At 67.2% G+C, this 24,895-nt stretch carries 25 protein-coding genes; 13 read left to right on the forward strand and 12 right to left on the reverse strand.

The window, feature by feature from the left end:
• The first annotated feature begins 146 nt into the window (after nt 1-146).
• Nucleotides 147-1,667: a hypothetical protein gene (locus ILT43_RS17820; protein ID WP_204200336.1), complete on the forward strand. Its 1,521-nt coding sequence runs from the start codon at nt 147-149 to the stop codon at nt 1,665-1,667.
• Here the strand turns inward: ILT43_RS17820 and hemW are convergent.
• The gene (gene hemW, locus ILT43_RS17825; RefSeq protein ID WP_204200337.1) at nt 1,664-2,827 is read right to left on the reverse strand and encodes a radical SAM family heme chaperone HemW; all 1,164 of its coding nucleotides are present in this window, start codon (nt 2,825-2,827) and stop codon (nt 1,664-1,666) included. The two genes, ILT43_RS17820 and hemW, sit on opposite strands and share 4 nt — an antisense overlap.
• Before the next feature lie 26 nt (nt 2,828-2,853).
• Between hemW and ILT43_RS17830 the strand changes: the two genes are divergently transcribed.
• Both ILT43_RS17830 and ILT43_RS17835 read left to right on the forward strand, forming a co-directional pair.
• Complete coding sequence (locus ILT43_RS17830) at nt 2,854-3,405, forward strand: CAP domain-containing protein (protein WP_204200338.1); 552 nt, start codon at nt 2,854-2,856, stop codon at nt 3,403-3,405.
• 46 nt (nt 3,406-3,451) lie between these two features.
• Nucleotides 3,452-5,299 (forward strand): hypothetical protein, encoded by a 1,848-nt coding sequence (locus ILT43_RS17835; protein ID WP_204200339.1) that lies wholly within the window; start codon nt 3,452-3,454, stop codon nt 5,297-5,299.
• Between the two features lie 100 nt (nt 5,300-5,399).
• Here ILT43_RS17835 and ILT43_RS17840 read toward each other — a convergent pair whose 3' ends face one another.
• Nucleotides 5,400-5,984, reverse strand: a complete 585-nt coding sequence (locus ILT43_RS17840; protein WP_204200340.1) for an arylesterase — start codon at nt 5,982-5,984, stop codon at nt 5,400-5,402.
• A gap of 57 nt (nt 5,985-6,041) precedes the next feature.
• On the opposite strand from ILT43_RS17840, the gene ILT43_RS17845 reads away from it, so the two are divergent.
• A complete protein-coding gene (locus ILT43_RS17845) occupies nt 6,042-7,157 on the forward strand; it encodes an SPL family radical SAM protein (RefSeq protein WP_204200341.1) in 1,116 nt (371 codons plus the stop codon).
• Nucleotides 7,158-7,159: 2 nt separating this feature from the next.
• Nucleotides 7,160-7,645 (forward strand): hypothetical protein, encoded by a 486-nt coding sequence (locus tag ILT43_RS17850; RefSeq protein WP_204200342.1) that lies wholly within the window; start codon nt 7,160-7,162, stop codon nt 7,643-7,645.
• Between the two features lie 113 nt (nt 7,646-7,758).
• Here ILT43_RS17850 and ILT43_RS17855 read toward each other — a convergent pair whose 3' ends face one another.
• The 4 genes from ILT43_RS17855 to ILT43_RS17870 all read right to left on the reverse strand — a co-directional run bounded on the left by ILT43_RS17855 (nt 7,759) and on the right by ILT43_RS17870 (nt 10,726).
• Nucleotides 7,759-7,950 carry a hypothetical protein gene (locus ILT43_RS17855; RefSeq protein ID WP_055841169.1) on the reverse strand — a complete coding sequence of 64 codons (192 nt, stop codon included), beginning with the start codon at nt 7,948-7,950 and terminating at the stop codon, nt 7,759-7,761.
• A 195-nt stretch (nt 7,951-8,145) separates the two neighbouring features.
• The gene (gene pth / locus ILT43_RS17860; RefSeq protein WP_204200343.1) at nt 8,146-8,715 is read right to left on the reverse strand and encodes an aminoacyl-tRNA hydrolase; all 570 of its coding nucleotides are present in this window, start codon (nt 8,713-8,715) and stop codon (nt 8,146-8,148) included.
• Between the two features lie 191 nt (nt 8,716-8,906).
• A complete protein-coding gene (locus tag ILT43_RS17865; protein ID WP_204200344.1) occupies nt 8,907-9,584 on the reverse strand; it encodes a 50S ribosomal protein L25/general stress protein Ctc in 678 nt (225 codons plus the stop codon).
• A gap of 242 nt (nt 9,585-9,826) precedes the next feature.
• Nucleotides 9,827-10,726, reverse strand: coding sequence for a TraB/GumN family protein (locus tag ILT43_RS17870; RefSeq protein ID WP_204200345.1), 900 nt, complete (start codon nt 10,724-10,726; stop codon nt 9,827-9,829).
• Between the two features lie 200 nt (nt 10,727-10,926).
• Here ILT43_RS17870 and ILT43_RS17875 point away from each other — a divergent pair, with 200 nt between their 5' ends.
• The 4 genes from ILT43_RS17875 to ILT43_RS17890 all read left to right on the forward strand — a co-directional run bounded on the left by ILT43_RS17875 (nt 10,927) and on the right by ILT43_RS17890 (nt 17,838).
• On the forward strand, nt 10,927-11,766 hold the full coding sequence (locus ILT43_RS17875; RefSeq protein WP_425530313.1) for a glycine--tRNA ligase subunit alpha: 840 nt from the start codon (nt 10,927-10,929) through the stop codon (nt 11,764-11,766).
• Nucleotides 11,763-14,066 (forward strand): glycine--tRNA ligase subunit beta, encoded by a 2,304-nt coding sequence (gene glyS, locus ILT43_RS17880; RefSeq protein ID WP_204200347.1) that lies wholly within the window; start codon nt 11,763-11,765, stop codon nt 14,064-14,066. The genes ILT43_RS17875 and glyS overlap by 4 nt, the downstream gene beginning before the upstream one ends.
• Before the next feature lie 114 nt (nt 14,067-14,180).
• Nucleotides 14,181-16,886: a pyruvate, phosphate dikinase gene (gene ppdK, locus ILT43_RS17885; RefSeq protein ID WP_204200348.1), complete on the forward strand. Its 2,706-nt coding sequence runs from the start codon at nt 14,181-14,183 to the stop codon at nt 16,884-16,886.
• A 190-nt stretch (nt 16,887-17,076) separates the two neighbouring features.
• A complete protein-coding gene (locus ILT43_RS17890; RefSeq protein ID WP_204200349.1) occupies nt 17,077-17,838 on the forward strand; it encodes a PEPxxWA-CTERM sorting domain-containing protein in 762 nt (253 codons plus the stop codon).
• Between the two features lie 42 nt (nt 17,839-17,880).
• Here ILT43_RS17890 and ILT43_RS17895 read toward each other — a convergent pair whose 3' ends face one another.
• From ILT43_RS17895 to ILT43_RS17905, 3 genes are all read right to left on the reverse strand, one after another.
• Complete coding sequence (locus ILT43_RS17895) at nt 17,881-18,135, reverse strand: hypothetical protein (RefSeq protein ID WP_204200350.1); 255 nt, start codon at nt 18,133-18,135, stop codon at nt 17,881-17,883.
• A gap of 82 nt (nt 18,136-18,217) precedes the next feature.
• Entirely contained in the window at nt 18,218-18,559 is a 342-nt protein-coding gene (locus tag ILT43_RS17900) for a hypothetical protein (RefSeq protein WP_204200351.1), read from the reverse strand.
• An 88-nt stretch (nt 18,560-18,647) separates the two neighbouring features.
• Nucleotides 18,648-19,073: a hypothetical protein gene (locus ILT43_RS17905; protein ID WP_204200352.1), complete on the reverse strand. Its 426-nt coding sequence runs from the start codon at nt 19,071-19,073 to the stop codon at nt 18,648-18,650.
• A 112-nt stretch (nt 19,074-19,185) separates the two neighbouring features.
• On the opposite strand from ILT43_RS17905, the gene ILT43_RS17910 reads away from it, so the two are divergent.
• The 4 genes from ILT43_RS17910 to ILT43_RS17925 are packed head-to-tail and all read left to right on the forward strand — an operon-like array spanning nt 19,186 to nt 21,262.
• Nucleotides 19,186-19,818 (forward strand): MOSC domain-containing protein, encoded by a 633-nt coding sequence (locus ILT43_RS17910; RefSeq protein ID WP_204200353.1) that lies wholly within the window; start codon nt 19,186-19,188, stop codon nt 19,816-19,818.
• A 35-nt stretch (nt 19,819-19,853) separates the two neighbouring features.
• Nucleotides 19,854-20,273, forward strand: coding sequence for a YetF domain-containing protein (locus ILT43_RS17915; RefSeq protein WP_204200354.1), 420 nt, complete (start codon nt 19,854-19,856; stop codon nt 20,271-20,273).
• Between the two features lie 38 nt (nt 20,274-20,311).
• The gene (locus tag ILT43_RS17920; RefSeq protein WP_204200355.1) at nt 20,312-20,812 is read left to right on the forward strand and encodes a hypothetical protein; all 501 of its coding nucleotides are present in this window, start codon (nt 20,312-20,314) and stop codon (nt 20,810-20,812) included.
• Between the two features lie 9 nt (nt 20,813-20,821).
• Nucleotides 20,822-21,262 carry a DUF421 domain-containing protein gene (locus tag ILT43_RS17925; protein ID WP_204200356.1) on the forward strand — a complete coding sequence of 147 codons (441 nt, stop codon included), beginning with the start codon at nt 20,822-20,824 and terminating at the stop codon, nt 21,260-21,262.
• 7 nt (nt 21,263-21,269) lie between these two features.
• On the opposite strand, the gene ILT43_RS17930 is transcribed toward ILT43_RS17925, so the two are convergent.
• The 3 genes from ILT43_RS17930 to ILT43_RS17940 all read right to left on the reverse strand — a co-directional run bounded on the left by ILT43_RS17930 (nt 21,270) and on the right by ILT43_RS17940 (nt 24,848).
• Complete coding sequence (locus ILT43_RS17930; protein WP_204200357.1) at nt 21,270-22,016, reverse strand: SDR family oxidoreductase; 747 nt, start codon at nt 22,014-22,016, stop codon at nt 21,270-21,272.
• 3 nt (nt 22,017-22,019) lie between these two features.
• Nucleotides 22,020-24,221 carry a hypothetical protein gene (locus ILT43_RS17935; protein ID WP_204200358.1) on the reverse strand — a complete coding sequence of 734 codons (2,202 nt, stop codon included), beginning with the start codon at nt 24,219-24,221 and terminating at the stop codon, nt 22,020-22,022.
• Between the two features lie 288 nt (nt 24,222-24,509).
• Nucleotides 24,510-24,848, reverse strand: a complete 339-nt coding sequence (locus ILT43_RS17940; protein ID WP_204200359.1) for a hypothetical protein — start codon at nt 24,846-24,848, stop codon at nt 24,510-24,512.
• Nucleotides 24,849-24,895: the final 47 nt, after the last annotated feature.

Here is a 24,895-nt window from a genome sequence, read left to right on the forward strand (position 1 = left end):
TGCGAGGAGCGTAGCGACGCGGCATCCGGAGCCGCAAGCATGGGCCTGGATCGCTTCGCTGCGCTCGCTATGACGGGGGGATCGGCGGCCCCCGCCTTCGCATTCCATTAACCATTCGCAAACCGCTCGCCCGTACACGGGGCAGCATGGCGACCAGCATCTCTGCCGTCCGCACGCCGCGGCTCGTCCTGGCGGCGGAGCGTTGGGCGGAGCGACACTGGCGGCCGGCGCTGCTCGCGACCGCGCTGGCGCTGGGTCTCGCCACGCGCCTGTTCTTCAACCGGCACGCGCCCTTGTGGTTCGACGAAACCTTCACGGGCGTCATTGCCGGCCAGCACGACGCAAACGGTCTCTGGAACTGGTTGCGCGCCGAGCTGACCGGGCCGCTCTTCTATGCCCCGATGTGGCTATGGGCACGGATCGCCGGCATCAGCGACGTGGCCCTGCGTCTGCCCAGCCTCATACTCTCGCTGGCCGCGCCGGCGATGATCCTGTGGCGTGGCCACCCCGATCGTGACCTGCGGCTGTTCTGGGCGGCGGCGACGCTCCTGTGGTTGCCGGCACCGATCCTGTCGAGCGACGCGCGGCCCTATTCGCTGCTGGCGTTCCAGGCGACGGCGCAGGGGATCGCTTTCGTCGCGGCCATGCGCCGCACGACGACGTCGCGGATGCTGATCTGGACCACGATCACGACCGCGATGGGGCTGACGCATTACTGGGCCTTGCTGATCGGCCTGGTGCAGGGATCGATCGTCGTCGGCACGCGGCCCCGGCGTGCGCTGGCGACATGGCCGGCGCTGGCGCCTTTCGCCGTTCTTATCGCGTGGATGGCGGTGCATCTGCCGTTCGTGCTGCGGTTCACCGGCGGCTATGTCGGCAGCAGCTATACGATCCCGTGGTCCAGCATCGTCAGCCTGCCCGGCGTGCTGGCGGGGACCCCGGTGTTCGCCGGCATCGGCGTGGCGGCGATGCTGTGGACGCTGGTCGAGCGGCTGAGGAGAGGCCGGTCCGGGTTCGGCGGATCGTTGAGCCTCGATCCCTCGCCGGAGGCGTGGCTGGGCATCAGCGGCGTCGTCGCGGTGCTGCTGTTTTTCGTGATCGGCGTCTATCGGCCGGGATTCGCGCCCCGGTACCTGTTGCCGTCCTGTCCGGCTCTGCTGTTCGGCATCGCGGTCTGGGCTCGGTGGGCGCTCCGCTTCAACGCGCCCGCCGTCGCGGCGGCCTTCCTCGCGATGATCGTCGGGGCGGTCGGGCTGGTCGGCTCGTCCTTCGGCACCCAGGAGGCGGACCAGCGCCATTCGTTCAATCTCGAACGCCCCAGCGAATGGCTGATGCAGCGGCCCGTTCGCGAACTGGTGTTCGTGTGGAGCGATCCCGATGCAGAGCGATCCGACACCGGACGGATGGCGCAGGTCGCGCGCTTCTTCTTCGATCGCGCGGGGCGGCGCGTCGCCGTGCGCCAGATCATCGTGCCCGCCCATATCGACGCGAACGGCTACGTCCTCGGGCGGGCGGGCCATGCAGCGGGGACGGCGATCCTGTGGGTCGCGAACACGCCGCATCTGGGCGATGCCCCACGCAATCCGGATTTCGCCCGCGACGCGCGCTGGGATTGCCGCGATTTCGGGAACGGGCTCGCGGTATCGACGGCGTGCCGCCTCCGTTAGGCGGCGACGCGCGTTTCCACGACCTCCGTCAGGATCGCATCGAGCAGCAGCGCGCCTGCCTCGGTGACGCGTAGCCGGTCCGGCGTCGCGACGATCAGCCCCAGCGCCGACAGCCGCTCGATCGCGCGCTGGTCCAGCGGTGCGACCCCGCCCGCCAACGCGGCGATCCGCTTCAGGTCCACGCCCTCGGTCAGCCGCAGGCCCATCAACAGCGCCTCGACCGCGCGGGTATGGGGGCTGAGCGGGTCCTCGACCTGCGCACCGTGGCCGTTGCGCGCGACCGCGCCCAGCCAGTTCTCCGGCTTCTTGTGGCGCACCGTCGCCAGTGCCCCCGCCTCATGGGCACGCCGGCCATGCGCGCCGGGACCGATCCCGGCATAATCGCCGTAGCGCCAATAGGTGAGGTTGTGGCGGCTCTCCGCGCCCGGTCGCGCGTGGTTCGACGTTTCGTAGGCGGGCAGCCCCGCCGCCGCGGTCGTCGCCCGCGTCGCCTCGAACAGGTCGGCGGCGCTGTCGCCGTCCGGTATCGTCAGCCGCCCCGCCGCCGCATCGGTGGCGAAGCGCGTGCCTGGCTCGATCGTCAGCTGGTACAACGACAGATGCTCCGTCCCCAGCGCCAGCGCGCGGGCGAGGTCCGCCTGCCATTCGGCCATCGTCTGGCCGGGCAGCGCGTAGATCAGGTCGAAACTGACACGCGCGAACGCCGCCTGCGCGGTCGCCAGCGCGGCCAGCCCTTCGTCCACGTCATGCGCTCGCCCCAGAAAATGCAGCGCCTCGTTCCGCAGCGATTGTAGCCCCAGCGACACGCGGTTGACGCCGACGCTCGCCAGATCGGCGAAGCGCGCCGCCTCGACCGACGACGGGTTCGCCTCCAGCGTGATCTCGATCCTGTCCGCGAAGCCCCACGCACGCTCGGCCGCCTCCAGCACGGCGGCGACGGTGGACGGGGGCATGAGCGACGGGGTGCCGCCGCCGAAGAAGATCGACCCCAGCCGCCGGCCGGGCGTCAGCGCGGCTTCATAGGCGAGATCGGCCAGCATCGCGTCGCGCCACGCCGCCTGATCGACGGAATCGCGGACATGGCTGTTGAAATCGCAATAGGGGCATTTCGATATGCAGAACGGCCAATGGACGTAGAGGGCCAAGTCAGGTGCGGTCATCGGCCCCGTCTATGGAGATGCGAGGGATGCGTGGAAAGCTCTGGATTGCGGCGCTGTTGCTGCTGGCATCCTGTACCGACGGGCCACGCCGCGTGGTGGAGCCGAGGACGGACGCCGCACCGGCGCCGCGCGGCGCGGCGTTGCTGCGCGCGACGATGCTCGACGGGCAGAATGCCGAGCGCGCAACGCTGGGGCTGCCGCCGCTGACCTGGGATCCGACGCTGGTGACGAGTGCGCGCGCCTATGCACTGGAAATGACGCGGATCGGCCGCTTCCGCCACGCCGACCAGCCGCCCGGCCCGGATCACGAGGGCGAAAATTTGTGGACGGGCACCACGCGGGCCTACACCTACCAGGAGATGCTGGGGCACTGGCTCGACGAGCGAAAGGTGTTCGTGAACGGCATTACCCCGGCGTTCAGCACCACCGGCGACTACCGCGATGCCAGCCACTATGCCCAGATCGTCTGGCGCAATTCGCAGCGGTTGGGCTGCGCGATGGCGGGCGATGCGCAGAACGAGTATCTGGTGTGCCGGTACAGCCCGACCGGAAATGTCGTGGGCGAGCGGGTGTACTGATCCACGCGATTTGGCGACGCGCGCCCCGCACGCTACAGCACCGCGCGTGTCCGTACCCGCTTTCGCCAAGGCCCTGATCGTCGCAGCCGCCGCGCTGCTCGCCACCTCCGCCGCGGTCGCGCAGACCGGGCAGTTCGACCTTGTCGGCCCGTCGCTGCGCGTGTCGGTCCGGCACGGCGATGTCACGCTTCCGCTGTCGCAGGTGCCCAACCTGACGGCGGGCGACCGTATCCGTGTGGCGGTCGACCTGCCGCCCGAACAGGGCGCGCATTACCTGATGGTGCTGGCGTTCCTGCGCGGCGCGACCAACCCGCCCCCTAAGAACTGGCTGACGCAGGCGGAGACGTGGAAGCCTAAAAAGGCGATCATCGACACCGTCGTGCCGAAGGGCGCTGAGCAGGCCTTGGTGTTCCTCGTCCCCGATACCGGCGGCGCGATCGGCGCAGTGACGAGCGCGGTCCGCGACCGGCCGGGCGCATTCGTGCGCGCGTCGCAGGAGCTGAACCAGGCGATGCTCGACCGCGCGCGACTGGCGGCGTTCCTCGACGGCATCCAGCGCCACGATTCGACGCGCATCGCCGAAGTGTCGCCCCAACTCGCCCAGAGCCTTGCGGTGAAGCTCGACACCAATTGCCTGCTGCGTCAGGCGGACGTGCAGGCGGCGTGCCTGACGCAGAGCAGCAACGCCGTCGTTCTCGCCGACAGCCAGACCAGTTCGATCGCGGAAACGCTGGCGGGCGCTCCGGTCGACCTCGCGCTGCAACTCAGCGCGACGCCGCAGGGCGGGTACGGCTATTACAGCCCCTATATCGGCGTCGTCCGAGACCTCGCCCGTATCTTCGGCGCGTTCCAGTCGGCGCAGTTGCAGTTCATCCCCGCGCTCAGCGAGCAGGATGGCGGTGCGACCGGGCTGCTGCTGAACGCCGTTCCCTCGTTCCGCCGACCGCAATCGGTGCTGGTCGTCGCGTTGCCGCCCGTCTCCGCGCCGAAGCTGCCGCCGCTTCAGTCCGCCGCGAACGCTCCCCTGTGCCTCGGCCGCAGCGGGCTGGTGCTGCCGGTGAACGGCGCGCCTTTGGTGTTCGCGACCGACTATCCGCGCCGGATGGCGTTGCGACTGCGCAAGAAGGACGGCGCGAGCATCGACCTGCCGGTGGCGGTCGACGCGGCGAAGGGCGGCTATGTCCTAGCGAGTGCAGCGCCAGCCGACGTTGATACCGCCATGCCGGGCGTGCTGCACGGCCTGTGGGGCTTCACGCCGTTCGACGGACCCGGTTTCGCGATCGGCGACAAGGCCGCGTGTACGGTCAAAGCAGCCCCGCCGCGCCCGCAGGCTTCGCTGGTGACGAAATCGGTGGAGCGGATCGCCCCGCCGGGGCCGATGCCGTTGCGACTGGAGGGCGAGAACCTCATCGCGCAGGACGCGCGACTGACCTTCTCGTTGCGCACCAAGGAAAGGTTCGCGCCCGGCGACACGGTGGAGATCGCCGCCGCCGACGAGCGGCTGACGACGAGCGTCCCCCTGCGCTTGCAGGACGCCCAAGTCGCGGTCGCCACGGTCGCTCCGGGCACCGCGCTCGGGCCCTCCGCTTATGGTCCGCTGCGCTTCCGCCTGAAGCGGGGCGACGCGACCGGCGAGTGGCAGCCATTGATGACGCTGGTCCGCCTGCCGACCCTGAGCGGCTTCACCTGCGACGCGGCGCGCTGCACCGTCAGCGGCAGCAACCTGTTCCTGATCCGCGATGTCGGGACCGGCGGCGCGGAGCGGACGGCGGTTCCGGACGGCTTCACCGGCACGACGATCGACCTCCCCGCCGCCGCGGTGCCGCCGACCAGCCTGTCGCTGGCCCTTCGCGACGATCCCGATGCGCGCGCCGTCGCCACCCTGTCGCACTAGGCGCACCCGTCCTTGCGAGGAGCGGGGGCGACGCAGTAATCCAGAGCCGCGAGTGCAGGCCTGGATGGCTTCGCTGCGCCCGGAATGAAGACAGGTGGGTCTATCCCGCTTCGGAACCAGCAAGCGCCAGCATCCGCTCCACCGCCGGCGCAAGCTGCTCCGCGACCAGCGCGATCGCGCGGGCATTGGGGTGGACACGGTCCCACAGCACCATGTCCGGGTGCCCCAACACGCCCGGCGGGAAGAACGGACAGGTCGTCGCGCCGTGCCGCGCCGCGACGGCTTCGTGAATGCCGGCATACGCCTCCGTCCGCTGGATCAGGAACGGCGGCGCGGCGACCGTTGCCATCAGCACGGGGATCGCGCACCGCTCGAACTCGGTCAGGATCGCCTCCAGATGGGCGCGCATCCGTTCCGGCGGGATCGCCCGGAGGACATCGTTGGGGCCGATCTGCACCAGCGCCAGTTCGGGCCGCTCCGGCAGCGCACTCAGCACGCGCGGCAATCGCCGCCATGCGCCTTCGGTCGTGTCGCCGGACACGCCTGCATTGACCACCTGCGCGCGCGGACGGGTCGCGCGCAACCGCGCCTGAAGCCGGGCGGGCAGGCTTTCGTCGGGACGCAAGCCATAACCGGCGATCAGGCTGTCGCCGAATGCGAGGATGAGCGGTGAAGGGTCTGGCATCGTTATCAGTCACATAGGATGCCGATCGCCGACATCCATGCTTCCGATCCCGCGCTGATGCGTTTGAACGATATGGCTTCCGCCCCAACCGACACGCTCGCCACACTGCGGTCCGCGTCCGCCCCGCGCCTGTGGCGACCGCGCCGGGTCGTTGCGACCCGGTCGGCGCTGGAGTGGGAGCATGGCCGCGCCATCGTCGCTCGGGTTGAGGCGCTGGGGATCGCCGTCGAACGCCTCGCGACCGATCGCCTCGCGCTCGCCCAGCCCGGGGACCCGCGCGCCGCCTATGCGCTGGCGAAGCAGACGCTGGCGATCGTGGTCGCGCCGCCGTCGAAGCGCCGCCCGCAACCGATCGCGCCGTCCGCCGACTGGCGGATCGATCTCGCGGAAGGATGCCCGGCGCATTGCAGCTATTGCTACCTCGCCGGATCGCTGAAGGGGCCGCCGATCACGCGCGCTTACGCGAACCTGCCGGAAATCTGGGCGGAGCTGCCGCCACGGCTGGGGCAGGGGGCCGTGACCTCGCGCTCCGCCGCCCGCGCGCATGAGGGCACGACGTTCGAGGCGAGCTGCTACACCGATCCGCTCGCGCTCGAACATCTGACCGGCTCGCTGTCCGCGACGATCGCGTGGTTCGGGGCGTGGGAGGCCGACGTGCAGCTTCGCTTCACCAGCAAGTTCGCCGCCGTCGATCCGCTCCTGTCGCTAGACCACCACGGCCGCACCCGCATGCGTGCGTCGGTCAATCCGGCGCGATTCGCCCGGTTCGAGGGGGGCACCGATCCCGTCGCCCAGCGGCTGGCGGCGCTCGCCCGCATGGGCCGCGCGGGTTACCCGCTCGGCCTGACGATCGCGCCGATCATCGCGGTCGAGGGATGGGAGCAGGCGTATGGCGACCTTATCGGGCAAGCCGCGGCCTTGCTCGCGGATGCGCCGGACCTGACGATCGAACTCATCACCCACCGCTACACGCCGGGATCGAAGGCCGTGCTCGACAGCTGGTATCCCGGTTCCGCGCTCGACATGACCGGCGCGCAACGCTCGGCGAAGCGGACCAAGTTCGGATCGGTGAAGCATGTCTACGACGCCGCGACGATGCAAGACCTGCGGGCGTTTTTCCAGATGCGGATCGCCCGCGACCTGCCGCAGGCTCGCGTCCTCTACTGGACCTGATCGTGGCCGTGTTCTTCACCGCCGACACGCATTTTGGCGATCACCGCACGATCAACATCCAGCGCCGGCCGTTCGCCAGCGTCATCGAGATGGATGCGCTGCTGATCGCGAACTGGAACGCGGTCGTGGGACCGGACGATGTAATCTGGCACCTGGGCGATGTCTGTCGCCGGCTGGCGGACCTGCCGGCGTTGCTGGTGACGCTGAACGGCACCAAGCATCTGCTGCGCGGGAACAACGACCCGGCGGAGATCGGCGATATCGCGGGTTGGGCCAGCGTGCGCGACTATGCCGAGATCGAAGGGGCAGGGCGGCGGCTCGTTCTCGGCCATTATCCCTTCCGAAGCTGGAACGGCCAGCATCGCGGCGCGATCAACCTGCATGGCCATAGTCACGGACGGTTGAAGCCGATGTTGCGGCAGTTCGACGTGGGAGTGGATGCGCGAGGGTTCCGGCCGGTGGGGCTGGCGGAGTTGCTGGGGGAATAGTTTCCGTCATGCCGGGACGAGCCCGGCAGAACGGCGGAAAACAAAAACGCCGGCCGCTTGCGCGACCGGCGTTCCGTAATCGGCTGGCGAGCGAACCGCCCGCCGTTGTTCGATCAGGCGGCAACCGCTTCGAAGTGACCGCACCAGTCGCTGGCCTCGACCTTCGGCCAGACACCGGCGGTGTCGCCGCTCGGCTGGCTGATCGGCGGGTTGTAGCGGCACAGGCCGAGCTGCTCGCCCGAAGCCTCGGTGTCGAAGAACTTGCACTTGGCACAGGCGGCAACGCCAGCGGTGGTGAGGGCCATGAGAACTGCTCCTGTAGTCGTAATCTTGATGACAAAACGGCAAGTACGTCCGCAAAGTTCCCAAGACAACAACAAATCACCGTTGCGAGTTATTCTCATACAAGATGAGAGTTAGTGTCAATAACAGTATAGTTGTTTGCGACAGACTATCAAAAGCAACGTCGTGCATAGTTGCGAACGACTATCATTCACACGTCAGCCCGCCATGCGCAGCGCGACGTCGTTGACGAAGCGCACATCCTCGTTCGCGGCGAGCAGCGGCGCCTCGGCTGCGACCGCGCCCAGCATGTCGGACAGCGAGTCCAGCTCCACCTTCGCGAAATTGCCGAGGACATAGCCCGTCACGCGATCCTTGTGCCCGGGATGGCCGATACCCAGCCGGACGCGGCGATACTCCGGCCCCAGATGCTGGTCGGTCGATCGCAGGCCGTTATGCCCGGCCGCACCCCCGCCGGTCTTCACCTTGACGCGGAACGGTGCGAGGTCGAGTTCGTCGTGGAACACCGTCAGCGCCTCGACGCCCAGCTTGTAGAAGCGCAGCGCCTCCCCGATCGACCGGCCGCTGTCGTTCATGAAGGTGGCCGGCTTCAGCAGCAGAACCTTCTGCGACCCGATCCGGCCCTCCTGCGTCCACCCCTGGAACTGCTTCCTGACCGGGCCGAAGCCGTGCACCGCGGCGATCGCGTCGGCCGCCATGAAGCCGATATTGTGGCGGTGCATCGCATATTGCGGCCCCGGATTGCCCAGCCCGACCCAGACCTGCATGTCGTCATACCTTCTATTCTCCCCTCCCCTTCAGGGGAGGGGCTGGGGGTGGGGGGGTGCCGCGGGCGACCCGCCCCGGGGGAGAGGCTCCACCCCAACCCCCTGAGGGGAGGATTTCAGTCCCCATAAACGACGAAGGGGCAGGGGGCGTTGCCGCCACCTGCCCCCGAAACGTCGGTACGGTAAGGGGATCAGCCCTCGGCCGTATCCTCGTCGCCGGCCTCTTCGGCGGCGTCGGCAGCAGCCTCGGCGGCGGCCTCTTCCGACTGTGCCTCGGCGACTTCGGCGTCGAGCGCCTCGTCGGCGGCGGTCGGGACGGTCGGCGGCACGATCGTGGCGATCGCGAAGTCGCGGTCCTCGATCGCGGGCGTCGCGCCGTTCGGCAGCGTGACGTCGCTGATGTGGATCGCGTCGCCGATCTCACGACCCTTGAGCGAAATGGTCAGTTCCGCCGGGATGTCCGCGGCGTCGACGACCAGCTCGATCTCGTGACGGGTGATGTTCAGCACGCCGCCCTGCTTCAGGCCGCGGCACTCGGCCTCGTCCGTGAACACCACCGGCACCGCGACGGTAACCGTCGAATGCTCGGAAATGCGCAGGAAGTCGACATGCGTCGGGCGGTCGCTGACCGGGTGGAAGGCGACGTCCTTGGGCAGCGTGCGCTGTCCGGCGACCATCACGACCGTGTTCATGAAGTGCCCCGTCGACAGCGCCTTGTTCAGCGCCTTCTCTTCGAGGTGGATGGCGGTCGGCTCCTTGCCGAGGCCGTAGATGACGGCGGGCACGCGGCCGTCGCGACGCAGTGCCCGGGAGGCTCCCTTGCCAACCCGGTCACGCGTCTCGGCCGCGAGCGTGATGGTCTCGCTCATGTAACGTCTCCGAAAACAGTGTGTCTATCCGCGCCACGCCTCCAGGGATGGTGATGGCCGGAAGCGGGCGCGCCTAGCGGAAATGCGGATGAAAGGCAAGGTGCGGCACTCAATCCTCCCCGCTCGCGGGGAGGTGGCGCGCCGTAGGCGTGACGGAGGGGCAGCCCCAAGCCGTGTCGCCCGTGACTGCCATCCACCAGCTTCGCTGGTCCCCCTGCCCGTGCGGGGGGAGGACCAGAAGATCAGTACGGCACCCGTTCCGCCTTGACGCCGATCCGCTGCAATTGCGCCTGCACGCTCTCCGGCCCCGCCAGATGTCCCGCGCCGACCGCGACGAACACCGTGCCCGGCTTGTCCATCCGCATCTTCACCCAGTCCGCCCAGCGCGCGTTACGGTCGGTGAGCAGGACCTTCGCCACCTCCGGCGAGTCCTTCAGGCTGTCGTTCATCTCGCTCGCGAGATCGTCGGGCCGCCCCTTTGCCCAGTCGTCGACCATCCGCGCCATCTGCTTCTCGACGGTCGGCAGTTCGTCGACCGTGCTCTCGAGGAACTGGAGTTGAGCCTTCGCCGATAAACCCGCGAAATAGCCGAGCTGCTGCTCCGCCGTCTCCAGCCCGATCACCGGCTTGCCCGCGGCCTTGGCGGCGGCGGTGATGACTTCTTCCGGGCCGTTAGCCGAGTCGTAGCCGAGCTTGGACAGCGGCGCGACCGACAGCTGCGTCGCCGCCAGCCACGGGCGATAGCGATCCAGCGCGTTCGCCGGCAGCCCGAGATCGACCACCGCCTTCCCAAACGCGGCGCGCTTGCTCGCGGGCAGTTGCTCGGTCAGCGGCGGCGTGCCCGCGGGCGCGACGCCGGTCGCCTCGACCAGCCCCTGCATCTTGGCGGGGTCAGGCATCACCAGTTCCAGCACCACCTCTCCCGATCGATCGAAGGCGGTCTTCACCGCCTCGTCGAACCACGTCATCCCCGGCTTCAGGACATGGATCGTCCCGAACAGGTAGATCGTCGTGTCCGCGTCCTTCACCACCCACAAGGCCGGATCGGCATCCGCCTTCGCGGTCTGCGGGGTGGGCGCCTGCTGCGCGCAGGCGGGAAGGGCGAGGAACGCGGCGAGGGCCGTCGCGGTGAGTTTCAGCATGCGCGTCATGTGGAGCGTCCCGGGTGCGAGCGAAAGGGCGCGCGATCGATAATACCGGAAACGTTACGAACCCTTCAGCGGAACCGGTGCTCCCCTTGCGGGGGCGGCGGGGTTTCGCCAAAGCGCAGGGCATGTCCGCCGCTCCACCCGCCTCCCCGCCTGCTGCCCCACCTGCTCAGCGCCCGCTGTCCTTTCAGCGGATGATCCTCGCGCTGCACGACTATTGGAGCGAGCGCGGCTGCGTGATCCTGCAGCCCTATGACATGGAGATGGGCGCGGGCACCTTTCACCCCGCCACCACGCTGCGGGCGCTGGGGCCGGATACCTGGAACGCCGCCTTCGTGCAGCCGTGCCGCCGTCCGACCGACGGCCGCTACGGCGAGAACCCCAATCGCCTCCAGCATTACTACCAGTATCAGGTGATCCTGAAGCCCAGTCCGCCCGATCTTCAGGACCTGTACCTCGGCTCGCTGGCGGCGATCGGCGTCGACACCGCGCTCCACGACATCCGCTTTGTCGAGGACGACTGGGAATCGCCGACGCTCGGGGCATGGGGGCTGGGCTGGGAAGTCTGGTGCGACGGGATGGAGGTGACGCAGTTCACCTATTTCCAGCAGATGGGCGGTTACGACATGAAGCCTGTCGCGGGCGAGCTGACCTATGGGTTGGAGCGGCTGGCGATGTACATCCAGAACGTCGACAACGTGTATGATCTGGCGTTCAACGACAGCGGCGTCACTTACGGCGACGTGTTCCTGGAGAACGAGCGCCAGATGTCGACCTGGAACTTCGAGGTCGCGGACACCGACACGCTGTTCGACCTGTTCCGCAAGGCCGCGGCGGAGTGCGAGAACTGCCTTGAGCGCGGGCTGCCGATCCCCGCCTACGAACAGGCGATCAAGGCGTCGCACACCTTCAACCTGTTGCAGGCGCGCGGCGTGATCTCCGTCGCCGAGCGGCAGGCGTATATGGGCCGCGTCCGCGATCTGGCGAAGGGCGCGTGCGGGGCGTGGATGGACAAGAACGGATGGGCCGCGTGACCGACTTCCTCCTCGAACTCCGCTCCGAAGAAATCCCGGCGCGCATGCAGGACAAGGCGCGCGAAGACCTCGCCCGCCTGTTCGCCGCCGAACTCGCCAAGGCAGGCATCACGACTGGTGCGATCGCCACATACGCGACCCCGCGCCGCCTCGCGCTGATCGCGCGCGACCTGCCGCTGGAAACCGCCGCCGTCACCGAGGAGGTGAAGGGCCCCAAGACCGCTGCGCCGCCACAGGCGCTGGAGGGCTTCCTGCGCAAGACCGGCCTGACGCGCGAGCAGCTGACCGAACGGGACGGCGTGTTCTTCGCGATCACCGAAAAGCCCGGCCGCGCCACCGCCGACGTGCTGGCGGACGCGATCCCGGCGATCGTCCGCGCCTTCCCTTGGCCCAAGTCGATGCGCTGGGGCGCAGCGTCGACGTCCACCGAGTCGCTGCGCTGGGTGCGGCCGCTGCACGGCATCGTCGCGCTGCTCGGCGAGGAACTGGTGCCGGTGTCGATCGCCGGCATCGAGAGCGGCTATGCGACGCTCGGCCACCGCTTCCACCACCCCGGCCCGATCACGATCGGATCGGCCGACGACTACGTCGCCAAGCTCAACGCCGCGCACGTCATCGTCGATCAGGACGCCCGCCGCACGATCATCCGCGACCGCGCGTCCGCGCTGGCGGCGGAGGCCGGTCTGGTGCTGGTCGAGGACGAGGGGCTGGTGGGCGAGAACGCCGGCCTGACCGAATGGCCGGTGCCGCTGCTCGGCCGGTTCGACGCCGAATTCCTGAGCGTGCCGCCCGAGGTCATCCAGCTGACCGCGCGCGTGAACCAGAAGTATTTCGTGTGCCGTGATTCCGGTGGCGCGCTGGCCAACGCCTTCGTCTGCACGGCGAATATCGAGGCGTCGGACGGCGGCGCGACGATCGTCGAGGGCAACCGCAAGGTCCTCGCCGCCCGCCTGTCGGATGCGCGCTTCTTCTACGACACCGACCTGAAGGTGCCGCTGGAGACGCAGGCGGAGAAGCTGTCGAAGATCGTCTTCCACGAGAAGCTGGGCACCGTCGCCGACAAGGTCGACCGCGTCGCGAAGCTGGCGCGGTGGCTGGTGGAGGAGGGGATAATCCTCCCCGGCACGGGGAGGGGGACCAGCGAAGCTGGTGGAGGGGGCGTGCCTCATGGTGCGTCGCTTGCGGACGCCTCCCTCCACCATCCTGCGGATGGTCCCCCTCCCCGTGCCGGGGAGGAACTGGCCGACCTCGCCGAACGCGCCGCGCGGCTGGCGAAGGCGGACCTCGTCACCGGCATGGTCGGCGAGTTCCCGGAACTGCAGGGCCTGATGGGCGGCTATTACGCCGCCGCGCAAGGCGAAGACCCCCGCGTCGCAGCGGCGGTGCGCGATCACTACAAGCCGGTCGGGCAGGGTGACGAGGTGCCGACCGATCCCGTGACGGTGGCGGTATCGCTGGCGGACAAGCTGGATACGATTGCTGCGTTTTTCTCAATCAATGAAAAACCGACGGGATCAAAAGATCCTTTTGCTCTGCGTCGAGCAGTTCTCGGAGTCGCTTCGATTATCCAACAGAACGCGCTATCGGCGTCCTTGCGGAAGATGTTTGAGTTGGCGTTGGAGCAGAACCATCGCGCACGTCGCGCTCGTGACGTTACAACCGATGCCGATGCAGGGTACTCTCGATACGTCGATGAGTTGATCACTTTCGCCATCGACCGCCTCAAAGTCCAGCAACGCGAAGCCGGCGTCCGCCACGACCTGATCGACGCGGTGTTCGCGTTGGGTGGGGAGGACGATCTCGTCCGCCTGCTCGCCCGCGTCCGCGCGTTGCAAGCGTTCGTCGGGACGGAGGATGGCGCCAACCTGCTCGCCGGCTACAAGCGTGCGGCCAATATCCTGAAGAAGGAGGGCTATTCTCCCCTCCCTCCAAGGGAGGGGCCGGGGGTGGGTGGTGAGTCTCAGGACGGTTCCGCCAAGCCCCTACCCAACCTCTCCCCAGAAGGGGGGGGCGACGAAGGGGGCGGAAAAACGCTGTCCTACACGCCGGAAATAGCGGAAGCGGACCTGATCGCCGCGCTCGACGCCGCCGAACCCGCTGCCGCCCGCGCGGTGGAGGCGGAGGATTTCGAGGCGGCGATGGCGGCGCTCGCCACGCTGCGCGGGCCGATCGACGCGTTCTTTGACAGCGTGACCGTCAACGATCCGGATGCGGACAAGCGCGCCGCGCGTCTGGCGCTGCTCGCCCGCGTGCGCGACGCCGTGCATACCGTCGCCGACTTCTCGCGCATCGAGGGATAAAGCCGCGTTGGACTAACCTTAGACTAACTTTCCGCGGCCCATCGTGAAAATAGCTTGCCAGAATGTTGCGGCGCACAACATACGAATGCATCGATATATAGAGGGACGAGGGACATGGCGACGGCACCCGGAACGAGCACCGATCTGAACGGGGCCGACGACCGCTATGTCTACCGCTTCGGCGGGGGGGTGTCCGATGGGGGCAAGGGCGACCGGAACCTGCTCGGCGGCAAGGGTGCGAATCTGGCGGAAATGGCCTCGATCGGCCTGCCGGTGCCGCCGGGCTTCACCATCTCGACCGCGATGTGCACGCGCTATTACGAGGAGGGGGAGGTCTTCCCACAGTCGCTGCGCGACGAGGTGGCGCAGGGGCTGGCGCATATCGAGCAGGTGACGGGCAAGGCGTTCGGCGATCCCGCCAATCCGCTGCTCGTGTCGGTCCGCTCCGGCGCACGCGTGTCGATGCCGGGGATGATGGATACCGTCCTGAACCTCGGGCTGAACGACGAGACGGTCGAGGGGCTGGCTCGGGGTTCCGGCGACGAGCGGTTCGCGTGGGACAGCTATCGCCGCTTCATCCAGATGTATGCCGACGTGGTGCTGGAACTGGATCACGGCGCGTTCGAGGAAGCGCTGGAGATCGCGAAGGAAGACAACGGCTTCACGCTGGACACCGAACTGTCCGCCGCCGATCTGAAAGCGCTGGTCGCCGAGTACAAGGCGCTGGTCGAGGCGGAATGGGGCAAGCCGTTCCCGCAGGACGTGCATGACCAGCTTTGGGGCGCGGTCGGTGCGGTGTTCGGGTCGTGGCAGTCGGAGCGGGCGAAGGTCTATCGTCGCCTGAACGACATTCCCGCCGGCTGGGGCACCGCCGTCAACATCCAGGCGATGGTGTTCGGCAATATGGGCGAAACGTCGGCGACGGGCGTCGCCTTCACCCGCGATCCGTCCAAGGGTGACCGCGCCTATTACGGCGAATTCCTCATCAACGCGCAGGGCGAGGACGTCGTCGCCGGCATCCGCACGCCGCAATATTTGACGAAGACCGCGCGCGAGGACGCGGGCGCGAAGGCCGCGTCGATGGAAGAGGCGATGCCGGAAGTGTACGGCGAACTCGCCGCCGTGTTCGACCGGCTCGAAAACCACTACCGCGACATGCAGGACATCGAGTTCACGGTCGAAAAGGCCAAGCTCTGGATGCTCCAGACCCGGTCGGGCAAGCGCACCGCCAAGGCGGCGCTGAAGATCGCGGTCGACATGGCGAACGAGGGGCTGATTACGCACCGGCAGGCGATCGCCCGCGTCGATCCTGCCGCGCTCGACCAGTTGCTGCACCCGACGCTCGATCCTTCGGCGCCGCGCGACGTGATCGCCAAGGGGCTGCCGGCCTCGCCCGGCGCGGCGTCGGGCGCGACGGTGTTCGATGCCGACACCGCCGAACGCTGGGCCGCGGACGGCAAGGCGGTGATCCTCGTCCGCACCGAAACCAGCCCGGAAGATATCCACGGCATGCATGCGGCGCGTGGCATCCTGACCGCGCGGGGCGGCATGACCAGCCACGCTGCCGTCGTCGCGCGCGGCATGGGCCGTCCCTGCGTGTCGGGTGCCGGCAGCATCTCCATCTCGGCCAAGGACAAGATCCTGCGCGTCGGCGGGCGGGAGGTGCGCGAGGGCGACATCGTGACCATCGACGGCGCGACCGGGGAGGTCATGGCCGGCGCGGTCGCGACCGTGCAGCCGGAGCTGGCGGGCGATTTCGGTACGCTGATGGTCTGGGCCGACGAGGTCCGCCGCCTGAAGGTGCGCGCCAACGCAGAGACGCCGGCCGACTGCCGCACCGCGCGCGAATTCGGCGCGGAGGGCGTCGGCCTGTGCCGGACCGAGCATATGTTCTTCGACGCCGCACGCATCACCGCGGTGCGACAGATGATCCTGGCGTCTGACGAGAAGGGTCGCCGCGCCGCGCTGGACAAGCTGCTGCCCGAACAGCGCAGCGACTTCGCGGAAATCTTCGAAGTCATGGCGGGCCTGCCGGTGACGGTGCGTCTGCTCGACCCGCCACTGCACGAATTCCTTCCCCACGAGGAAGCCGAGTTCGCGGAGGTCGCAACGGCGGCGGGGGTCGATATCGATACGCTGAAGCGGCGCGCGGCCGAGTTGCACGAGTTCAACCCGATGCTCGGCCATCGCGGGTGTCGGCTGGGCGTGACCTATCCGGAAATCTACGAAATGCAGGCCCGCGCGATCTTCGAGGCGGCGCTGGATGTCGCCGAGAAGTCGGGCGAGCCGCCGATCCCGGAAGTGATGATCCCGCTGGTCGGCACCAAGCGCGAACTCGATCTGATGAAGGCCGTCGTCGACAAGGCGGCGGAGGCCGTGTTCACCGAGCGCGGCAAGCGCGTCGAATATCTCGTCGGGACGATGATCGAGCTGCCTCGCGCCGCGCTGAAGGCGGGCGAGATCGCGGAGACGGGCGAGTTCTTCTCGTTCGGTACCAACGACCTGACGCAGACGACGCTGGGCGTCAGCCGCGACGACGCCAGCCGCTTCCTCGGCGCCTATGTGGAGCAGGGCATCTACGCCAAGGACCCGTTCGTCAGCCTGGACGTCGAAGGCGTCGGCGAGCTGGTGGAGATGGCGGTGGAGCGCGGGCGCGCGACGCGGCCCGACATCAAGCTGGGCATCTGCGGCGAACATGGCGGCGATCCCGCCTCGATCGCGTTCTGCGAGAAGGTGGGCCTCGATTACGTGTCGGCGTCGCCGTATCGCGTACCGATCGCGCGGCTGGCGGCGGCGCAGGCGGCCTTGGCGCGATCCTGAACGACGGGCGCAACGATGGCGCTGTCGAGTCATTTCGGCTATAGTTGACGTTGCGTTAACCGGTGTGTTCGTTGGCGGATGGGAAGTATTCGGCAAAACCCTGATAGGGCTGTTAAATCCGGGTTTGCCCGATTCGCGGTGACGGCATGGTGGTTCGGCGCAGGACGTCATACTGTCAGGGGGAACCATCATGCTCAAGACCATCGTCACGACCGCATTGCTGCTCGCGCCATTGCCTGCGGCCGCGCAGACCGTCAGCAATGCCAGCGGCTTCGTCGGGTTCGACGCCAATGCCCGGATCGCCTCGAACGTCACTGCGCAGGATATGCCAAGCGATACGTGGACCACGACGCCGCGCACGATGGGCGTTCTTGCCCGTGCCGTCGCCTCCGGCCCCAGTGGCGGTACCGTCACCACTTTCGGCGGAACGACAGGCAGCTGGGCGACCGACGGCCTGTCGGGTGCGATCGGCACGAACGCCGGCTGGAGCTTCGCTGCCCAGCCGGGCGAGGATGGTGTCGGCGCCAATTTCGGCGACGGGCTGAGCTGGAGCTACGATTTCACGCTCGATCGGGCTGCGACGCTGTCGTTCAACTACGCCATCACGGCGGACGGCGCGACGTTCGGGCTGCAAAGCTGGAACTTCGTCATCAACGGCGCGATGACCAGTCTTGCCAGCGGCAACGCCGTGACGGATCCGCGGGGCACGGGGCTACTCACCTTCGCCCTGGCGGCCAACACGCCGTATTCGTTGCGCCTGACGACCAACGGCAACGTCAGCTCCGGTAACCCGCTGAACAATTACTCGGGCCGTCAGGATGGCGATTTCCGTTTCGCCATCGGCGGCGCGCGCGTGCCGGAGCCAGCCAGCTGGGCGTTGATGATCGCGGGCATCGGCGTGGTCGGCGGCGCACTGCGTCGTCGTAGCGCTTTGGTACCCGTCGCGGCGTAATGACGTCGATACGGACGGTGCCGCTTGCCGGCATCGTCCGTATCAAGCCGTTCCCTGCGGATGACCGACCGGCGATTGGGCGACCCAGAAGCGGAAGCCGTCGACTTCGGCACCCATGCAGTCCTTGCCGCCGCAGCCTGATGCGGCGTCGGCAAGCTGTGTCATCATGCTGGCGAGCATCCGGAATTGCAGGACCGTCATCGTGACCTTGGCGTCCCGGTTGTGGCCCTCGACGGCGGCGCGCATCTTGTCGGCTTCGGCGCGCACGGCCTGCGCCTGTTCGCCGATCCCGGCCACCGAACACCTCTGGCGCATCGTCCACTCCCGTTTCGTTACGGTCGCGACCCTATGCGCAGGAGGGTTAACGAGGTGTTGAGCATCACACGCGCGGGCGCTGACCCCAGTCGAACCAGCCGCGACGCTCGCCGGTCGGGTAGGCGGGGCGGGCGCGGTTGGCCGCCGCCGTGGCGCGGGGCGCGATCGTCGCGGCGGTGACGGGCGCGGTCCTGGCGAGGCGGGCATGCTCACGCTCCAGCTCGGCGTTGCGGCGGTCGGCGGCGGCGATCCGCGCCTCGGCTTCCTTGCGGTTGGCGGCGTGTGCTTCCCGCTCGGCGGCGTAGCGCGTCTTCCACGTCTTGCCGCCCGGATGGCTCGCCAGCCCGAGCAGCCAGCCCGCGACGAGCACCAGCGCGACGATCAGCCATTGGGTCGTGGTGAACATCGAAATCCCTCCTGTTACGCAGGGACAACGATCGTGTGTCTGGTGGGTTGCGGAGTGCGGGGTGCGCCGACGCGAAACGCATCGCCCGCTAAGCCGCTGCCTCGGGTCGGTCCTGATCCTGCTGAACGTCCAGCCAGGTTAGCGCTGCACTTTCCGAGATAAAGAAGTTCAGGATGTCGCCGCGCGACAGGGCTCTTCGCATCTGCATCTTGACGAGGCTTGAGGACACCAGGACCGCCACTTTGTCGCCGGCTTGATAGATCCTTCCCGTCGCATCCTGTACGCAGGCCTGACCCTCTGGACTGTGCGGCTTCAGGTCGACGGCGTTGATGAGGACCCTGATCGGACGGTCTGCCGCACGCCAGCGCTTCACCACCGCGGCATTTTCGGCGAAATGATCCCGCAGTGTCGGCAGGTCGAAGAAACCCTCGACATGAATGAGGATCACGCTCTGGAGCCGATCATCCTCGATCGTGTATTCGGGCTTGGTGGCGACAATGGCGATGGACATCATCGCGACCTATGCAGACGCGGTTGCCAAGGGATGTATGATCCAGAACGGTTGTGTCGGTCGAACGCGGATCGGTAATCCTGTCGGGCATTGCTGCCGTGCAAAAGGGGGAAGCATGACGATCAGCGTGGAGGGCGTACAGGTCGGCCAGGTCGCGCCGTTGGGATCGAAGGCCGTGCCGAGCGGCTATGTGAAGCGACCCGTTGTCGGCACGGTGTCGGTGTCGTCGCTGGGGTTGAGCGGGGACGAGCAGGCGGACCATTCCGTGCACGGTGGGCCGGAAAAAGCCGTCTACGGGTATTCCGCCAGCCACTATCCCGCGTGGCGAGCCGAGTTCCCGGAGCGGTCCGAGCTGTTCGTCGCTGGCGGCATGGGTGAGAACCTGACGATCGCCGGATTGGATGAAAGCGGGTTGTGCGTCGGCGACGTGCACCAGATCGGCTCCGTCACCTTGCAGGTGTGTCAGCCGCGTCAACCATGCTTCAAGCTTGTTGCGTATTTTGGCGATCCGAGAATGGCGCGTGCGATGGTCAGGAGCGGTCGCTCCGGCTGGTACTACCGCGTGCTCGAAGGCGGCGAGCTCCGCGTGGGTGCCGATGTCGTCCTCGTGCATCGCCCGCAGCAGTTCTCCTTCGCCCGCCTTGTCGCGATCGTGAACGGTTCGGCTGCTACGCAGGCAGAGGCGGCTGCACTCGCGGAGATGCCGGAACTGGCGTCGACGCTCAGACGGTCCGTCCAGCTCGGGTAACTCCGATACGCGCAGCGGTCGGGTACCTGATCCTGGTGCTGGTCGAGCGCATCGTCGAACAACGGCTTGGCAAACAGCTGACGCCGTTCGAATTCGTGCTGATCTTTTATCTCGGGGGGCTGACGCTCACCGGCATGGTCGGGATCGAGGCGTCGATGGTCAACGGCGTCTGCCAGATCCTGACGCTCGCGCTGTGCCACCGCACGCTGTCGATGCTGCGGTTTCGATCGGATCGCGTCATGAAGGTGCTCGACGGCGTGCCGCTGATCCTGATGGAGGCGCGCGGATGGCGCACGGATACGCTGCGCCGGATGATGGTTCAGGATGACGACGTGATGAACGTGGCGCGCGAGCAGGGCATTCGCGATCTGTCCGGCATCCGCATCGCGGTGCTGGAAACGTTCGGACAAATCGCCGTCATCCCCAAACCCCAACACCCCCCGCGAGACGCATGATGACGCGCGAGTCCTTCCTAAACCCCGTCGAAGACTCCGTGCCCAAGGTGGATGACGAAATCGCCGTGGGCGAGGACCTCGACTTCCAGCGGCGCTGGTGGCGGTTCGAGAAGCTCGTCTGGACCGTGTTCCTGATCGTCATCGTCTGCGATCTGGCAGGGCTGTTCGGGCGCGGATGGCTGGCCAAGGCCGAAGCGTCGACACCCGACAGGGCGCTGATCGTGGACTATGAGCGGATCGAACGGGCGAACACGCCCTCGACGATGACGTTGCGTTTCGGGCCTGCTGCGATCCGTAACGGGCATGTGCAGTTTCATGTCAGTGATGCGGTCGTGCGCGATCTCGGCGCGCAACGTATCGCGCCGCAGCCGTCGACCTCCACACCCGGACGGGGTGGCATCAGCTACGTCGTCCCGGTGACGGCGGCTCCAGCGGCGGTGCAAATCCAGCTTCAGCCGGCCGCGCCCGGTCGCTACACGTTCAAGATCCAGCTCGCCGATGCGGCGCCGATCACGCGACGCGTGCTCGTCCTGCCCTGAGCCACCTACATGGATACGATCCTGAGAGCGACCGCCGGATACTTCATCCTGTTGCTCGTCGTGCGTGTGCTCGCCCGGCGGGCAGGATCGCAGATGACGCTGTTCGAGTTCGTGCTCGTGTTCCTGATCGGGGGTGTCATCATCCTCGCGACTCTCGGGCCCGACCGGTCGGTGACGAACTGCACCTGCGCGGTGATCGCCGTCGCCTCCCTCCACCGCTTCGTCTCCTGGGCCAAAAGCCGGAGTCCGCGGATCGGTGCGATCGTCGACGGCACGCCGATCGTGATCGTTCAGGGAGGCGAGTGGCGGGAGGACGTGCTGAAGGGCATGGGCGTCCGTCGGGAAGGCGTCGTTGCCGCCGCGCGCATGCATGGCATCGGTTCCTCGTCCGACATCCAGTATGCCGTTCTGGAGCGGAATGGCGGTATCACCGTCATGACGAGAAGCTAAGCCGGTATCAGCTCGTCTTCTGCAATCGGGGTTCGATCCGGAGGTTGACGACGTCGGTGCCCGCCGGACGCGTCAGGACAAAGACGATCGCCTCCGCGATCTCCGTCGCGGTCAGCATCTCGTGTCGGTCGACGGCGGCGCGCTTTTCGTCGTCGCTACATTCCTGCATGTCGGTGTCGACGGAGCCGGGCTGGATCACGCTGACACGGATGTTACGCTCGGCGACCTCCTTGCGGAGCGTTTCGGCAAAGGCCTGGATGCCGGCCTTGGTCGCCGAATAGACGCTCTCGCCGGGGGCCTTGATCTCGGTGCTGATCGATCCGACGAACAGCAGGTGGCCACCGCCTTGCGCTTCCATGCGCGTGATCGCCGCCTTGGCGCAGGCAAGATAGCCGACGAGGTTGGTGTCGATCACGTACCGCCAGTCCTCGTCCGCCATCTCGTCCAGCGGATCGGCGCCCAGCGCCGCGCACGCCACCAGCATGTCGATCCCGCCCAGTCGTTCGTCGACGGCGGCGAAGACCCGGTCCACCTGCGCCTTGTCCGCGGAGTCCGCAATCATGCCGAACGCCTGCCCGCTGCCGGCTGGCCCGAACTCGTCCAGCGCCGAGTCCAACGCTTCTTGGTGCCTGCCGTAGGTTAGTACGCGCGCGCCCTGCGCCACCAGCAATTGCAACGTGGCGCGGCCGATGCCGGTGGTGCCGCCGGTCAGCAGCACCCGCTTACCGGTGAGCGAAGTCGGATCCGAGGTCATGGGTCACTCCCAGGTCAGGACGAGGCGGCCGGCCGCGGGAACGCGGTAATCGATGCGGTCGGTGGTGGTGGCGTTCGGCCGGATGCTGTCGCCGGTCGCAGTACGCACCGTCGATTTCGGCAGCTTGCGCCGCTTGAGACGGACCAGTCGCAGATTGGCGGCACAGGTCTCGCCGCCGTCCAGCGTGATCGTCAGCGCGCGATCGCCGGTCCGCTCCATCGCGCGCACGAAATGGTCGCAGAACAGCTGGAACGGCGCGCCCTCGACAGGATGGAAGGCCCGGGTCGCGAAGATGAACGCGGCACCCGCGCCGTATACCTCCTGCCCCACCTGCCCGGCGCATTGGCCGTCGGGGTAGAGGTCCTCCAGCGGGAAGGACAGCTTGCCATCGACATGGCCGTTGTTCTCACGCTGTTGGTCGGCGATCACGTCCGCGGGCAAAGCGTCGGGATAATAATACCAGGCCCGCGACAGCGCATATTTGCAATATTCGCTGACTAGCATCCGTGCAGCAGGTTCCAGATCGGGGCCGCTGTCGTTGCAGAAGCGCTCGAACGCGACGAACGTGTCGAAACACTCGTACATCGCCATGTACGGCGCATCCTGAAGACAGGTGACCGCCAGGAACGTCTCGTAATGTTTGGCGTGGCCGATCCGGCTGTCCCATATGATGCTGTTGTGGAAGAAACTGGCGAGATAGACGTAGCTCTGCTCGCGGTAGACCTCGTCGTTGGTGACCCGCCAAAGCCGCATGCAGGCGGTAGCACCCCAGGCGGTCAGGTTCGCCTGGTAGTTGACGTTGAACCGCAAACCCATCGCCGCATCGATCGCGGCCCGCGCCTCGTCCAGGAACATCTTGTCGTCCGTCAACTCGAACGCCTGCAACATGACCCACGCGTAGATGCCGCCGACGTCGGTCTGGCCGCGGCCGTCGGCAGGCGCGGTTTCGTCGATCACGCTGAAGTCGGTGATGTCGTACTGGATCGGCCAGCGGTATTTGAAATGACGGGCCGCGCGCACCGCGAAGTCGATCGAGTCGAGGAAAAGGTTGCGGGCCTCCTCGTCCTCGCCGAGCGCGAGGATGCCGAGGTTCAGCAGCGGGTGGTACATATACCAGCTGTCGACGGCATCGGCATTCTTGTCGTCGCCGACGTTCGGCAGATAGCGCCGGATCGTGCGCAGCTGTGGGTCGTAGAAGCGGCGGAGCCCCGCCTTCAGTTGCGCCTCCAGCGGATGTGCCTCGCCGCGCCATTCCCCCCAGCCGTGGAGCGCTGCGATCACCGACATCTGGACCATGACGTCGGGATACTCCGCGCCGGTATAGGGATGGACGTAGCGGTGGCCATAATGCTCGATCGTCGCCGCCGGTGCGGTGTCGAGATCGTGCGCCGACTTCTCCGCCCGCCCAACCCAGTCGCGGAACTCGACCGCGGGTAGATCCAGCAACTGATAGGCGGCGCCGAGCATCTGGAGGAACTGCCGCGCGGACTCCCGCTCGTGCGGCGGTGCCTCGTGACGGAGGACCAGAATGGCATCGGACAGGACGTACTCGACCCCTGCCACCAGCGCCGCCTCCGTCGCGCCTTCCTCCGGCGTCGGCAGCCGAAAACCAAGCTCAGGCCAGGTGCCCCCGACCGCGGCTTCGGGCTTGGTCCCGGTCGCCTCGAAATACGGGTTCAGCGCCGTCAGGTTCTGCATGTAGAGAACATTGCCGAACGGTGGCTCGGATAATCGAAAATACAGGATCCCGGCGTTCAAACCGCGTTGCCGCGCCTCGATCTCGCCGGATGTGGCAACCACATCGCCGTCTGCACCAAGCGCGTACAGATCTCGCGGCATCGGCGGCATCAGCATTGTCGCAGAAGGCGTAAAGCGTGTCGTGATCCGCAGTCGTTCCAAAGCCTCGTTGTCGGCCGAAAACGAGATGACGTATTCACCGAAGTCCGTGGTCACGACGACCCGCGCCGCCTCGCCCGATTCTGCTTCGGCCCGCCTGGCGTCGAAGCGTCCAACGATGAAGGCCGCCCGAACCGCGAGGCCGCCCCCGCCTGACCGCCGGATCACCGCGAAAATCGACTCGTACGACGCTATGACGTGGACCTTCACTTCGCCCGCCGTCATCCGCGTGATCGTCTCGGCAGAACCGTTCAAGGCGTCGCGAAGCGTCAGGGCATACGGGCTTGGTGCCGTACTCCTGTCTTCCACGTTCGTCGCCATACGCAGGTCTCGCTTACCGCTGTTACGATAGACGAAAAGCGAGCCGAAGCCTCTGCGTTCCCGCTGCCCAAAGCAGGTTAACGACTTTCCCGTTCTGCAAGGCAAACCACGGACGGACGTAGCTGAGGCGCCTGCACCTAGGTGTTGAAGAGCGGGCACTCTCGGCCACACAGCTTCATCGTCGAATTCCGTCGTGGACCGTCCCTGCTTCGTCTGGGAGTTCGCCGTTCACCTCGAACGAACCCTCCTTGTTTCCGGGGCGAGCCCAGGCACGAGCTAACGCTGTTTCTTGGCTATCGTCGCCGTGAAGTCGGGATCCTTGTTCGAGACCCAGTCGACGAACTTCCGCACATTGGGGTTGGCGAGCAAGGCCGCGACGTCCAGCCCATGTCGTTGAAGTTCCGAATTCGTGAAGTTGGCCATCAGGGTTTGCTGACAGATGGGGTGCATCGGAACAACGTCCCTCCCGCCCCGGCTTTTGGGCACGGGATGATGCCAGACGATCGTCTTGCCGGTCGGACGAGCGCAGAGCCAGCATGCTACGGGTGCCGGCGGCGCGTCATCCTCGGTTTCGGCTTCCGGGTACGGACCATGTTTCGGATGTTTGCGAGCCATCTGCTTTCCTGCATTGCATCATCGTGTGTGTTTCGGCACGTCGCAGG

It is taken from the genome of Sphingomonas longa, from assembly GCF_016892685.1.
Classification (GTDB): Bacteria; Pseudomonadota; Alphaproteobacteria; order Sphingomonadales; family Sphingomonadaceae; genus Sphingomonas; species Sphingomonas longa.